The organism is Vreelandella hamiltonii, assembly GCF_014651775.1.
Taxonomy (GTDB): Bacteria; Pseudomonadota; Gammaproteobacteria; order Pseudomonadales; family Halomonadaceae; genus Vreelandella; species Vreelandella hamiltonii.
Map to the genome: position 1 here is coordinate 91,953 of NZ_BMXN01000006.1, position 13,118 is coordinate 105,070.

Below are 13,118 nucleotides of genomic sequence, written 5' to 3' on the forward strand. Positions count from 1 at the left end.
AGTCGCATGTTCTATATCTACTGCCCTTATTGTGGCGAGCATCGTGAAGAAGAAGAGTTCCACCCCAAGGGGCAGGCGCATATCGAGCGTCCCAAGGACCCCGAGGCGTGTAGCGACGAAGAGTGGGGCGACTACCTCTTCTTTCGGGACAACCCGCGCGGCGTACACCATGAAATGTGGGTTCACGCGGTGGGCTGCCGCAAGTTCTTCAACGTGACGCGGCACACGGTGAGCTACGAAATTCTCGAAACGTACAAAATGGGCGAGCGCCCGTCGATCACGTCCGATCGTCACACGCAGGCGCGCGAGGCCTCTGCGGTCAGCCATCAGGAAGGAGTGCGGGCATGAGCCAGTCCACGCAGCAAGTTTACCGCCTTGATATTGGCGGGCGTATCGATCGCTCCCGCACGCTGAATTTCACGTTCAATGGCCAGGCCTATCAAGGCCATCCTGGCGATACGCTGGCCTCGGCCCTGCTGGCCAACGGTGTGGATATCGTCAACCGTAGCTTCAAGTACTCGCGCCCGCGAGGCATCGTGGCGGCGGGGGCCGAAGAGCCCAATGCCATCGTGCAGCTGGGCGCCAGCGAAGCGGCCCAGGTCCCCAACGTGCGCGCCACCCAGCAGGCGCTATTCGAAGGTTTGACGGCGCGCAGTACCAATGGCTGGCCCAATGTTCAGCGTGACCTGATGGGGCTGGTAGGCAAGCTCGGCGGGCAGTTCATGCCGCCAGGCTTCTACTACAAGACGTTCATGGCGCCCGCCTCGATGTGGCTGACCTACGAGAAATATATTCGTAAAGCAGCGGGCCTGGGGCGTAGCCCCATGGAAAACGACCCAGATAGCTACGACCACATCAACCAGCATTGTGACGTGCTGGTGGTGGGCGCGGGGCCTGCGGGCCTGTCGGCAGCGCTGGCGGCGGCACGCAGCGGTGCACGCGTAATCGTGGCCGACGAGCAGGAGGAAATGGGCGGCTCGTTGCTGGATAGCCGTGAAACACTGAATGGCAAGCCTGCCGATCAGTGGGCGGCACAGGTGCTGGATGAGCTGGCCGGGTGCGACAATGTCACTCTGTTGCCACGCACCACGGCAAACGGTTACCACGATCATAACTTCGTGACACTGCACGAGCGGCGCACCGAACATCTGGGAGACACCGCGCCAGTGGTCCAGGGGCATCGGCCGGTGCGTTCCCGCATGCACCGCGTGCGCGCGGGTCAGGTCATTCTCGCCACGGGTGCCCACGAGCGGCCTTTGGTGTACGCAGGCAACGACGTGCCGGGTAACCTGCTGGCCGGTGCCGTGTCGACTTACATCCGCCGCTATGGTGTGGTGCCCGGCCGTCGCCTGGTGCTCTCCACCAGCAACGACGTCGGCTATCGAGCCGCGCTGGACTGGAAGGAAGCCGGCTGCGAGGTTGTGGCGATCGTGGATGCTCGTAAAGCGCCAGCAGGCGACTGGGTCGATGCTGCCCGTGCTCAGGGTATCCAGATCATCACCGGCAGTGCCGTGATCGAGGCGAAGGGCAGTCAGCGGGTCAAGGCGGCTCGCGTTGCCAGCATCGATATCGACGCTTTCCGCGTAAGCGGGCCGGTTCAGGAACTGGCCTGCGATACCATCGCAAGCTCGGGGGGCTATAGCCCGGTGATTCACCTAGCATCCCACACCGGCGCACGGCCTACCTGGCGTGACGATATCCTCGGTTTTGTGCCGAATCTGGTGAAGGGCGTGCAAGCCTGCGGCGGTGCCCAGGGGGTCTATGCCTTGGGTGATGTCCTTGGCAACGGTGTCGAGGCGGGGGTCAAGGCCGCGGCGGCGCTTGGGTATGACACCCAGCCAGTGAATATTCCCAGCGTTGAGCCGATCAAGCAGGGGCCGTCGGTGGCGCTCTTTCAGGTACCCCATGAGAAATCCACGCTGCGGGCCCCCAAGCAGTTCGTGGACTTGCAGAACGATGTGACGGCGGCGGGCATCGAGCTGGCGACTCAGGAGGGCTTCGAGTCCATCGAGCACGTCAAGCGCTACACCGCCATGGGCTTTGGTACCGATCAGGGCAAGCTGGGAAACATCAACGGGATGGCGATTGCGGCCCGCTGTCTGGGGCGCTCCATTCCCGAGGTGGGCACCACCGTCTTCCGTCCCAACTACACGCCGGTTACCTTCGGTGCCATCGTCGGTCGCCACTGTCGTGACCTGTTCGACCCCGAGCGCTACACCGCGCTGCATCAGTGGCACGTGGAGCGTGGCGCCGAGTTCGAGGATGTCGGCCAGTGGAAGCGCCCCTGGTACTACCCACAAGAACGCGCAGGGGCCGTCAATGGCGAACGCGAGAGTATGGCGGAGGCCGTGGCGCGTGAGTGTCTGGCGGTGCGTGAAAAGGTCGGGATTCTCGATGCCTCGACCCTGGGCAAGATCGATATCCAGGGGCCGGACGCGCGTGAGTTCCTGGCACGGGTGTATACCAACAAGTGGGAAAAACTGGCGGTGGGCAAGTGCCGCTACGGGCTGATGTGCAAGGACGACGGCATGGTCACCGACGATGGCGTCACCAGCTGTCTGGCCGAGAACCACTTCCTGATGACCACCACGACCGGTGGCGCTGCCGCGATCCTGGAGTGGCTGGAGCTATGGCATCAGACCGAGTGGCCCGAGCTGGATGTCTACTTTACCTCGGTGACCGACCACTGGGCCACGATGACCATCACCGGGCCGGAGTCGCGCAAGCTGCTTTCCGAAATCACCGATATCGACCTGGACCGCGATGACTTCAAGTTCATGGAATGGCGCGCCGGGACGGTGGCGGGGGTGCCTGCGCGGGTCTTTCGCATCTCCTTCACCGGCGAGCTGACCTTCGAGATCAACGTTCAGGCCAACTATGCCATGCATGTCTGGCAGGCCCTGTTCAAGCATGGTGAGAAGTACGGTTTGACGCCCTATGGCACCGAGACCATGCACGTTCTGCGCGCCGAAAAGGGCTTTATCATCGTGGGCCAGGAAACCGATGGCTCCGTGACCCCGGAAGACTTAGGCATGCATTGGTGCGTTGGCTATGACAAGCCCTTCTCGTGGATTGGCAAGCGGGCTCTGACGCGCAGCGATACTCGTCGTGAGGACCGCAAGCAGCTGGTAGGACTCAGGCCGAAAGACCCCAACGTGGTGCTGGAAGAGGGCGCCCAGATCGTGCTGGACCCCCAGCATGCGATCCCCATGCCCATGGTGGGGCATGTCACCTCCAGCTACTACAGCCCCACTTTGAATGCCGGGTTTGCCCTGGCAGTGGTCAAGGGTGGACACAAGAGAATGGGTGAAACGGTCTACTTGCCCATGGCCGATGGCCAAACCCATGAAGCCGAGATTGTCAGCACTGTTTTCTACGATCCCAAGGGAGAGCGCCAGAATGTCTAACGCGGCCACTTTCGATACCCGTACCGATTCCGCTATCCCGGTAGAGTCGCCCTTGGCGTACAGCTACCGACGCAGTGGAGCGCCTGGCGGCCAGTCTTACCGCCTCAAATTGCGCGAGCGGGCCATGCTGGGGCATCTGATTTTGCGCGGTGGGGCCATCGTACTCGACGAAGCCGTACGTGAGGTGCTGGGGCTCAACCTGCCAGGCCAGCCGCAAACGCTGGTGCAGGACGACAGCGGCGAGCGCTCCATTCAGTGGCTCTCTCCGGATGAGTGGCTGGTGATCGTCCCCGGAGGGGAGGAGTTTCCCTTGGAGATGGCGCTGCGTGAACGGCTGGGGGATGCCCATTACGCCATCAGCGATGTCAGTGGTGGGCAAACGGTGCTGGAGATTTCTGGCGATGCGGCCCGTGAACTGCTGATGAAAACGGTCGTTTACGATGTGCACCCCAGCCATTTTCCGGTAGGCAAGGGCGTTACCACCGTCTTTGCCAAGGCAACGACCATCCTGCGCCGCCCCAGCGATGCCCGCTGGGAGTTGGTGGTGCGGCGCAGCTTTGCCGACTACTGCTATCGCTGGTTGCTGGATGCCGCCGCAGAGTATGGCGTCAACGTAGAACAATAAGCAGGCAGGCCGAACCCCTGTTTCGGCCGCCATCATCTGCCGCGATGAGAGATATATGTGCCATGAGCCGAATGAGTGATACCTGGATTCTTGCCGCCCAATGCCCCAGCCGTTTGGGCACCGTGGATGTGGTGACCCGCTTTTTGAAAGAGCAGCAGTGCTATATTACGGAACTCAACTCGTTTGACGATCGACTGGGCGGCCGTTTTTTCATACGGGCCGAGTTTCGCCCGGAGCGGGATGTCTTTCATGAAGCGAACTTCCAGCGCGATTTTTCAGCGCGGGCCAGTGAGTTCGATATGCAGTTCGAATTGACGGCGCCGGGCAAGCGTACCGGGGCGGTGATTCTCGTCTCCAAAGCCGATCACTGCTTGAACGACCTTCTCTATCGGTATCGTACGGGTCAGCTGCCGCTGGATATCAAAGCGGTAGTGTCGAATCATCCTGACCTGGAGCCGTTGGCCACCTGGCATGGTTTGCCCTATCACTACCTGCCGATCACGCCCGAGACGAAACTGCAGCAGGAAGCGCAGATACGCGACATCATCGCGGAAACCAACGCTGAACTGGTGGTGCTGGCCCGATACATGCAGGTGCTTTCACCCTCCATGTGTGAGCTGTTGGCTGGCCGAGCCATCAATATTCACCACTCGCTGCTGCCAGGCTTCAAAGGCGCCAAACCGTATCACCAGGCTTACGAGAAGGGGGTCAAACTGGTGGGTGCCACGGCCCACTATATCAACAACGACCTGGATGAAGGGCCGATCATCGCCCAGGGAGTGGAACCCGTCGACCATACCCATTACCCCGAGGATCTGGTGGCGAAAGGGCGGGATATCGAGTGCCTGACCCTGGCAAGAGCCATTAGCCATCATCTGGAACGCCGCGTGTTCTTTTACGCAGGTCGTACGGTCGTGTTCGCCAACTGATGCGAGTGACATCATGCCTATCAGTGTCTTTGACCTTTTCAAGATTGGAGTAGGGCCTTCCAGCTCGCATACCGTAGGGCCCATGCAGGCTGCCTTCAAGTATGTGAGCGCCTTGCAGGAAAACGGTCTGCTGCATGCCGTGGAGCGCCTTGAGGTACATCTATACGGTTCGCTGTCGGCCACTGGCGTGGGCCATGCCACCGACCACGCGATCATCATGGGACTTTTGGGGGAGCGGCCCGACCGCATCGACCCCCGAACGATAGGGCCAGCCATTGCGCACCTCAAGGCAACGGGGGTGCTTACCCTGGGGCGGCAGAAAGAGATCGCCTTCGATTGGGCCAACGACATCGTTTTCCACGAGGAGAGCCTGCCGCACCACCCCAATGCCATGACCTTGGCCACCTTCACCCACCAGGGGGAGCGCGTCCACGACAACACCTATTACTCGGTGGGCGGTGGTTTCGTCGTCGAGCAGGCCCAGGTGGACATGCCGCTGGACGAGCTGGACGGAACGACCCTTCCTTACAACTTCGACACCGCCGACGAGCTGCTGGCGCTCTGCAAACGAGAGCGGCTGAGCGTCAGCCAGCTCATGCTGGAAAACGAAAAAGTCTGGCGCACAGAAGACGAGATCAGACATGAACTGTGGCGTATCTGGCAGGTCATGTGCGAATGCATCGACAACGGGCTGACCCACGAGGGCATATTGCCGGGCGGGCTCAACGTCAAACGTAGGGCCAAGCTGCTGTACCAGCGCCTGCAGGTGGCGGAACAGAATAGCTGTCTGATCGCCTCGACGTTTTCCGCCATGGAGTGGGTGAATATTTTTGCCTTGGCCGTCAACGAAGAGAACGCCGCAGGCGGGCGCATGGTGACGGCACCCACCAACGGCGCGGCGGGCATCATCCCGGCGGTCTTGCACTATTACATGAAGTTCCAGCCCGGTGCCTGCGAGAAACAGGTGGTGGACTTTCTGCTGGCGGCAGGCGCCATTGGCATCCTGTGCAAGAAAAACGCCTCCATTTCCGGGGCCGAGGTGGGCTGCCAGGGCGAGGTGGGCTCGGCGTGTGCCATGGCCGCCGCTGGTTTGGCCGATGTCATGGGCGGCTCCCCCGAGCAGGTGGAACATGCCGCGGAAATTGGTCTGGAACACAACCTGGGGTTGACCTGTGATCCGGTGGGAGGGTTGGTGCAGGTCCCTTGCATCGAGCGCAATGCCATTGCCACGGTCAAGGCCATCAATGCCGCGCAGATGGCCTTGCGGGGGGATGGCACGCACTTCATCTCGCTGGACAAGGTGATTCGTACCATGCGCGACACCGGCAAGGACATGCTGGACAAGTACAAGGAAACGTCCAAGGGCGGGTTGGCGGTGAACGCCATCGAGTGTTGACACTCTGCCCGGTAAAAAAGCACTGGCGTGGCCCAGAGATGCGTGGGCTTCGAGGGCAAAATCCTCTAGGATAGGCGCTTTTTTCTGACAGGGTAGAAGGGCATGGCGTCTTCTGGACAACCGCGTATTCAGTGGCTGGGTCGCTGGGGCTTTGTGTTGGCAGCTACCGGCTCGGCGGTAGGCTTGGGCAATATCTGGAAATTCCCCTATATCACCGGGGAGTACGGTGGTGGCGCTTTCGTGCTGGTCTATCTGGCCTGCATCCTGGCCGTCGGGGTGCCCGTGATGATGACCGAGATCGCTTTTGGTCGTCGTGGTCGCGGTAGCCCCATCGATGCCATTCGCCGGGTGGTCAGCGAATCGGGGCGCTCCTCCGGCTGGTCGTTGATCGGCTGGATGGCCATGCTGTGCGGGTTCATGGTTCTGTCGTTTTATGTGGTGGTGGCCGGGTGGTCCTTCTCCTACTTGTGGAAGATGCTCTCCGGTGGTCTGGCGGGCAGCAGCGTCGATGACATGGCGGCGATCTTTGCGGCCAATAACGCCAACCCGTGGGTGCTGGGCGGCTGGAGCACGCTGGTGACGCTGTTGACCATGCTGATCGTGGGCAAGGGCGTACAGGAGGGGATCGAGAAGAGCGTCAGCTGGATGATGCCGGGCCTGGTGCTGATGCTGGTGCTGCTGATCGTGTTTGGCGTGTTTTCCGGTGGCTTTGGCGACGCCGTCCGCTTCCTGTTCTCGTTCAATGCGGGCAGCCTGTCCAGTGCCGGTATGCTGGCGGCGCTGGGGCACGCCTTCTTTACGCTGTCGCTGGCCTCGGGGGCCATTCTCACCTACGGCAGCTATCTCCCCAAAGGGGCCTCCATCGGACGCACCACTGTCAGCGTGGCGCTGGCCGATACCGTGGTGGCGCTGATGGCCGGGCTGGCGATCTTCCCGGTGATCTTTGCCAACGGCATGAATCCTGGCGAAGGGCCAGGACTGATTTTCATGAGCCTGCCGCTGGCTTTCCAGGCCATGCCCTTGGGCACCCTGTTCGGTATTCTGTTCTTTTTGATGCTCTCCATGGCGGCACTGACCTCGTCCATCTCGATGGTCGAAGCCACCGTTTCCTGGCTGTGCGACAACAAGGGTATCACGCGTCCGGTGGCCGCCTGGTCCACCGGGATCGTGCTGTGGCTGATCAGCACGCTGGCGATGCTGTCGTTCAATCTGGGCGCTGACTGGACGCTGGCGGGCAGGCACTTCTTCGACTGGCTGGACTACCTGACGTCCCGTTGGATGATGCCGTTGGGCGGGTTGGGCATGGTGCTGCTGGCCGGGTTCGTGCTCAAGAGCGAGACGTTCCGCGACGAGCTGGGGCTGGCTCCGCTGCCCTATACGCTGTGGCTGACCATGGTGCGTTATGTCAGCCCGCTGGGCATCCTGGTCATCTTCGTCGATGCCCTGGGCCTCTATCAGGTCTCGTTTGCCCAGCACTGGCCGTGGCTGCTGGCGATCCTGGTGGCCATGATGGCAGCGGGTGAAACCTTGAGCCCACGCTTGCGCAAGGCCCTGAAAGCTGCCTAAGAGGGCCAATCCTGCCCGGTGTTCAGGCGGCGCTGAAGGTCGTTGAGCTGGCGGTGGGGCAGCGGCGTCTGGCAGGTAGCGAATACGTCGCCAAGAAAGCGCTGGCGGGCGCCTCGCAAAGGGCCGCTCAACAGCGTGGCCTGGCTCAGGGCCGCCAACACCGCCTGTTGCGGCTGGCCGGTCAACTGCGCATAAGCACGCAAGGTCGCCGGCCAATCGACCTGCAGCGTGCCGGGCGGTTCCGGCTGGCTGTCCAGCAGTCGAGCCAGCAGGAGCACCAGGTTGGGGTGCGGGTGCTGGTTGCGCATGATCAGTTCTCCCACGCCCTGGGCGACCAGGGCGCGGATATCGGCATCGTGTCCGGATAACGCTTCCATCATCTGCTCGACCAGCGCAGGCCCGCGCGCTTGCAGGTAGGCATCCTGGGTGATGCGTGCCGCAATCCAGCCATTCCAGACGGCGTAGAGCGGCCCAGACAGCAGGGGGAGCATGCCACGCAGCGTCAGGCGGCCCAGCAGGCGGCGCATGACCAAACGCAGCACAAAGCTGCTCAGGCTCACCTTCAAGCGGTAAAGAATGGCTCGGCAGGTCAGCTTCCAGCCGTGCAGGTACGCGTGGGGGTCGACCCCGTAAATCCGGTGGCCTGCGCTGGGGTACTCCAGTGCGGTTCTGGATACGCCGTGGATGGTCAGCTGCACGGCGGGCGGCATCGGGGCGGCGCTGGGGTAGGGCAAGCCTGCCAGGCGGCTGACCTGCGCCACGCCGCGCAGGGAGTTCCAGTAGAGAAAGCCGATTTCCAGCACGGTGACGACGCCAGCAAACAGCATGTAGCCTGCCCAGTAGGGAAGCTGTGCCTGCCACCCCAACGCTTCCCAGTTGTCGACGGCGTGTGCCCGCATCCACCACTCCGCTCCACCTATCAAGGTGCCCGAGACGATACCTGCCAGCGCGGCCCACACGATGATCCAGCGGCGTGCCTTCTGCACTGCTGCAGCGTCAGGGGCCGAATGGGCAGGATGGCGTTGCAGGTAGCCCGTGATGTAGCGGCTCGCCCAGCGATGGGCCACGTCCGGGCTGGGCGCATACTCGTCATCAGGTCGTTGATAGGACATAAGGCAAACTTTTGGCGTACGGAATCACTAGCCTAGCGGCTATCGGTGAGAAGTAAACGCCGCGATGGCTCCCGGGTGGGTACCGGCTTCCAGCAACTCGTTCCAACGCGTGGTGTAGCGGCGTGAACGGTGCCCGCAGCGCAGCTGCCAGGCGGCGTCCGGGTCGCGCATGCCAAAGTGGATGGTGCCTTGCCCCATCCGCTGGTTGATGGCATCCACCGCCCGCATCACGTGGGGGTGCGCCTTGGCAGGCGGTGCCAGCAGCGAGAGCTGGTACTGCTGGGCGTCTACCAGGTCCACCAGCATGACGCCTGCTTTCATGAACACATAGCCGGGGCGGTACATCTGCTCCATCCCTTCCTTGACGGCCTGCAGAATGAGCCGCGTGTCGTCGGTGGGGGCATCGAGGGGAATCATGGCGCGGGGGGCCAGCTGGGGCAGGTCCTTGCGATGGCGGCTGGTGGTCAGAAACATCAGCACCGCACGGGCCAGACTACCCTGCTGGCGCAGTTTCTCGGCGCTGCGCTGGGCGTGCTGGCGCAATGCATCGTGCAGCTCCTCCTTGCGCCCCGTGGCACGCCCGAAAGAGCGCGAGGTCATGATGCGTTGGCGGGGCTGTTCGACGGCGTTCATCTCCAGGCAGGGCGTGCCGCGCAGCTCGAGGGCGGTGCGCGCCAACACTACCGAAAAGCGCTTGCGCAACTGCTTGGGGTCGCTCTCGCGCAGCTGCCAGGCGGTACGAATACCGCTCACGGCGAGCTGCTCGGCAAGCCGTCGGCCGACTCCCCATACCTCGCTCACCGGAAGCTGTTTGAGCAGTGCCTGGGTGGTGGCGGTGTGGGCAGCCAGCAGGCATACCCCTTGATAGTGGGACTGCTGCTTGGCCACGTGATTGGCCAGCTTGGCCAGCGTATGCGTGGCCGCCAGCCCAACGCAGACGGGCAATCCCAGGTAACGGCGAACACGGCGGCGTAGCGCCACGCCCATGGCCTGGCATTGGGCGTCATCGAAGCCATCCAGGTAAATGAACATCTCATCGATGGAGTAGGGGGCGACCTCTGGGCAGGCTTCACGCAGCAGCTGTGCCAACCGCGCCGACATGTCGCCGTACAGCTCGTAGTTGGAGGAGCACAAATGGATCTGGCCCCGACGCCGCAGCCCTTCCAGCTGGAACGCTGGCGTCCCCATGGCAATGCCCATGGCTTTCAGCTCGGCAGAGCGCGCAATCACGCAGCCGTCGTTATTGGACATGACGCCCACGGCCTTGCCTTCCAGCGTGGGCTGGAATACCCGCTCGCAGGAAACGTAAAAGTTGTTGGCATCCACTAGGCCGATCATGGCAAATACTCATGAATGACGGCGCGCACTACCCCCCATAGCTGGCACTCGGCCTCTTCCAGCGGCAGCGGAGGGTAGTGCGGGTGAGACGAGCACAAATGCGGCGTACCGCGATACAGCGCGTAGCGCTTGATCAACAGCTCCTGATCGAACAGGGCGACCACGATGTGGCCCAGCCGAGGCGGCACGCTGCGGTCTACCACCAGCAGGTCGCCGTCGAAGATGCCCCACCCCTCCATGCTGTCGCCGCGGGCGGTGAGGTAGAACGTCTGTGTCGGGTGCTTGATCAGCCGCGTGTTGAGGTCCAGCGTGCGCGGCTCGTAATCCTGCGCGGGGGAAGGAAAGCCGCTAAAACCCGCGCGACCACTCAGCGAGGCAAACGGAAGAGGCAAGGGCGTTGACGGCAAGGCGGTCGCAACGGCAGTGGGTTGAGACGGCATCGTCGGGCTCCTCACGAATGAATGGTGTGTTTATATACAGTATTTATAGCCAGTATTCATTCATGCGGAAAAAAATGCAAGGTGCCGGGGCGAAGGTAAGGGTACGAGGAGGCTAACGGGCCAGCCAGAGGCCAACCACCAGCGCACTGATGACCGTGATCCAGAACACGAGATTGCGAGCGCGGGTGTCGCGACGAGGTTTCATCGGGTTGTCTCCAGAAGATATGAAAGGGTGGCCCACCATAGGCCGCTCGAAAGCAGCGCATAGGCTGTGCCAGGCATGGTAACGTTTGGTGCTCGAAGCGTCATCTGGCGCAGGGTTTTTCGTGAAGAGAGAGGGCTGATGAAAGGTTCCGAGTTTAGCGGCAGTACGCCGCTGTCGTTGGCCAATGGGCGCCTGGCGGCCCTGAGCTGGGGGCGCCACGATGCCCCGGTATGGGTCGCCCTGCACGGCTGGCTGGATAACGCGGCGAGCTTCTCGCGGCTGGCTCCCTTGTTGGTCAAGCGACTGAACATTCGTATCGTTGCCCTCGATTTTCGCGGGCACGGCCACTCGGCCCATACGCCCTTCGGCAGCGACTATGCGCTGTGGGACTACCTTCACGATGTGCTGGATGCCATGGAGGCGCTGGAGATCGAGCAGGCCACGTTGCTGGCGCACTCGATGGGGGCGGCGGTCTCCTGCCTGCTGGCAGCGGCGCTGCCCGAGCGTGTCGCACGGCTGGTGCTGCTGGATGGCCTGGGGGCACTGAATACGCCCGCAGAGGAGACGGCCAGCCAGCTGCGCAAGGGCCTCACCGCCCACCGCCGCGTCGCTTCGCGCACGCCCCGGTATGCGGATATCGAACAGGCCGTTGCCGCCCGAGTGGCAGGCGGCGTGACGCCGCTGGATGCCATCACGGCCAGGCCGCTGGTCGAACGTAACACCCAGGCCACGGCGGATGGCAAGGTCGCCATGCGTACCGACAGCCGCCTGCTGAAGCCTTCCCTGGTCCGCCTGACGCCGCAGCAGGTGCTGGCCACACTGGCAGAGATTCAAGCCCCCGTGCTATTGATAGAAGGAGAGCGCGGTATTCTCGGCGAGCGCCAGTGGGCGGCGGCCGCTCGGCAGGCGGTTCCCCGCCTCACTCGCCATGTGCTGGCGGGAGGGCACCATCTTCATCTGGAGCCGCAGGCCGTGGCCCAGGTCGCCGAGGTGATTTGCCGTAGCCCCAGTGGTGAAAAATAGAGTGGTGAAGAGTAGAGCGGTGAAAAATAAAGCGGTGAAAAATAAGAAGGAGGGTGTGCCGTGGTGAGTCTGTTGGCAGGGAGAGCGCTGGGTGAGGGAAACAAGGTGGCCCTGGTGCTGGGCAGCGGTGGTGCCAGAGGCTATGCGCATATCGGTGTGATCGAGGCGCTGGAAGCGCGGGGCTTCGAGATCATCTCGATAGCGGGCTGTTCCATGGGCGCTCTGATTGGCGGTATCTACGCATCGGGCAAGCTGCCTCAGTACCGGGATTGGGTGTGCCATCTCGACTATCTGGACGTGCTGAAGCTGGTCGATGTGACCTGGAGCCCCATGGGGGCCATGCGGGCCAACAAGGTCATGAGCAAGCTGGAAGAGCTGGTGGGTGACGTACTGATCGAGGATCTGCCGATCCCCGTGACCACGGTGGCCACCGATCTGGTACGCCAGCGCGAAGTGTGGTTTCAAAATGGCCCGCTGCTACGCGCCATACGCGCCTCCATTGCGGTGCCTGGCGTGATTACTCCGGTGAACCTGGGCGAGCAGGTACTGGTGGATGGCGGGCTGCTCAACCCGCTGCCGATGATGCCCATTCTGGCCGCCCATGAAGCGGATTTTGTGGTGGCGGTGAACGTGACGGCCCATAGCCCGCAGCCGGTGACCCTGGAAGAGCTGCTGCCCCGTGACGAGCCTGCCCCGCCGCAGACCCCCTCGGAGCGCGAGCGAGAGGCCAACATTGGCGGTTGGATGAGCGAAGTGCGCGCCACCACGCGCCGACTGTGGGGCGGCCTGGGCGGCGGTGAAGAAGAGAGCGATGACGATGAAACCGTCGACCTGCGCGGCAAGCGTGAGTGGGGCAAACTGGACATGATTCTGGAGTCGTTCGATATCACCCAGGCGGCGCTGGCCAAGTACAAGGTGGCCGGGTATCCGCCGGATGTGCTGATCGAAGTGCCCAAAACCGTTTGCAGCACCTATGAGTTCCACCGCGCCAACGAGTTGATTCGCCTGGGGCGCCATCTGGCGGATCAGGCGCTGGAGCGGCGCATGCCCAGTATTGCCTCGGACGCTACCGAGTGA

At 62.6% G+C, this 13,118-nt stretch carries 11 protein-coding genes; 8 read left to right on the forward strand and 3 right to left on the reverse strand.

Features of this window, described 5'->3' with window-relative positions:
* The first annotated feature begins 6 nt into the window (after positions 1 to 6).
* From IE091_RS07400 to IE091_RS07425, 6 genes are all read left to right on the forward strand, one after another.
* The gene (locus IE091_RS07400; protein ID WP_189463305.1) at positions 7 to 348 is read left to right on the forward strand and encodes a sarcosine oxidase subunit delta; all 342 of its coding nucleotides are present in this window, start codon (positions 7 to 9) and stop codon (positions 346 to 348) included.
* Positions 345 to 3,407: a sarcosine oxidase subunit alpha family protein gene (locus tag IE091_RS07405; RefSeq protein WP_189463307.1), complete on the forward strand. Its 3,063-nt coding sequence runs from the start codon at positions 345 to 347 to the stop codon at positions 3,405 to 3,407. The genes IE091_RS07400 and IE091_RS07405 overlap by 4 nt, the downstream gene beginning before the upstream one ends.
* Positions 3,400 to 4,032 (forward strand): sarcosine oxidase subunit gamma, encoded by a 633-nt coding sequence (locus tag IE091_RS07410; protein ID WP_189463309.1) that lies wholly within the window; start codon positions 3,400 to 3,402, stop codon positions 4,030 to 4,032. The genes IE091_RS07405 and IE091_RS07410 overlap by 8 nt, the downstream gene beginning before the upstream one ends.
* Positions 4,033 to 4,094: 62 nt before the next feature.
* A complete protein-coding gene (gene purU / locus IE091_RS07415) occupies positions 4,095 to 4,961 on the forward strand; it encodes a formyltetrahydrofolate deformylase (RefSeq protein ID WP_189463311.1) in 867 nt (288 codons plus the stop codon).
* Between the two features lie 13 nt (positions 4,962 to 4,974).
* A complete protein-coding gene (locus IE091_RS07420; protein WP_189463313.1) occupies positions 4,975 to 6,357 on the forward strand; it encodes an L-serine ammonia-lyase in 1,383 nt (460 codons plus the stop codon).
* Between the two features lie 102 nt (positions 6,358 to 6,459).
* Positions 6,460 to 7,923, forward strand: a complete 1,464-nt coding sequence (locus IE091_RS07425) for a sodium-dependent transporter (protein WP_144983710.1) — start codon at positions 6,460 to 6,462, stop codon at positions 7,921 to 7,923.
* Here the strand turns inward: IE091_RS07425 and IE091_RS07430 are convergent.
* Genes IE091_RS07430 through IE091_RS07440 form a run of 3 tightly spaced genes read right to left on the reverse strand, consistent with a single transcriptional unit; the run spans position 7,920 to position 10,813 of the window.
* A complete protein-coding gene (locus IE091_RS07430; RefSeq protein WP_189463315.1) occupies positions 7,920 to 9,035 on the reverse strand; it encodes an LBF_2804 family protein in 1,116 nt (371 codons plus the stop codon). The two genes, IE091_RS07425 and IE091_RS07430, sit on opposite strands and share 4 nt — an antisense overlap.
* A gap of 39 nt (positions 9,036 to 9,074) precedes the next feature.
* Positions 9,075 to 10,373, reverse strand: coding sequence for a Y-family DNA polymerase (locus tag IE091_RS07435; RefSeq protein ID WP_189463316.1), 1,299 nt, complete (start codon positions 10,371 to 10,373; stop codon positions 9,075 to 9,077).
* Entirely contained in the window at positions 10,370 to 10,813 is a 444-nt protein-coding gene (locus IE091_RS07440; protein ID WP_016914453.1) for a LexA family protein, read from the reverse strand. Before IE091_RS07440 ends, IE091_RS07435 begins: the two co-directional genes overlap by 4 nt.
* 343 nt (positions 10,814 to 11,156) lie before the next feature.
* Between IE091_RS07440 and IE091_RS07445 the strand changes: the two genes are divergently transcribed.
* Together IE091_RS07445 and IE091_RS07450 are read left to right on the forward strand one after the other, a co-directional pair.
* On the forward strand, positions 11,157 to 12,041 hold the full coding sequence (locus IE091_RS07445) for an alpha/beta fold hydrolase (protein WP_189463317.1): 885 nt from the start codon (positions 11,157 to 11,159) through the stop codon (positions 12,039 to 12,041).
* 60 nt (positions 12,042 to 12,101) lie between these two features.
* On the forward strand, positions 12,102 to 13,118 hold the full coding sequence (locus tag IE091_RS07450; RefSeq protein WP_170919474.1) for a patatin-like phospholipase family protein: 1,017 nt from the start codon (positions 12,102 to 12,104) through the stop codon (positions 13,116 to 13,118).

Coding starts and splice junctions, on each gene's coding strand:
- IE091_RS07400 (WP_189463305.1), top strand. CDS start 7: ATGTTCTATATCTACTGCCCTTATTGTGGCGAGCATCGTGAAGAAGAA.
- IE091_RS07435 (WP_189463316.1), bottom strand. CDS start 10,373: ATGATCGGCCTAGTGGATGCCAACAACTTTTACGTTTCCTGCGAGCGG.
- IE091_RS07405 (WP_189463307.1), top strand. CDS start 345: ATGAGCCAGTCCACGCAGCAAGTTTACCGCCTTGATATTGGCGGGCGT.
- IE091_RS07440 (WP_016914453.1), bottom strand. CDS start 10,813: ATGCCGTCTCAACCCACTGCCGTTGCGACCGCCTTGCCGTCAACGCCC.
- IE091_RS07410 (WP_189463309.1), top strand. CDS start 3,400: ATGTCTAACGCGGCCACTTTCGATACCCGTACCGATTCCGCTATCCCG.
- IE091_RS07420 (WP_189463313.1), top strand. CDS start 4,975: ATGCCTATCAGTGTCTTTGACCTTTTCAAGATTGGAGTAGGGCCTTCC.
- IE091_RS07430 (WP_189463315.1), bottom strand. CDS start 9,035: ATGTCCTATCAACGACCTGATGACGAGTATGCGCCCAGCCCGGACGTG.
- IE091_RS07425 (WP_144983710.1), top strand. CDS start 6,460: ATGGCGTCTTCTGGACAACCGCGTATTCAGTGGCTGGGTCGCTGGGGC.
- purU (WP_189463311.1), top strand. CDS start 4,095: ATGAGCCGAATGAGTGATACCTGGATTCTTGCCGCCCAATGCCCCAGC.
- IE091_RS07445 (WP_189463317.1), top strand. CDS start 11,157: ATGAAAGGTTCCGAGTTTAGCGGCAGTACGCCGCTGTCGTTGGCCAAT.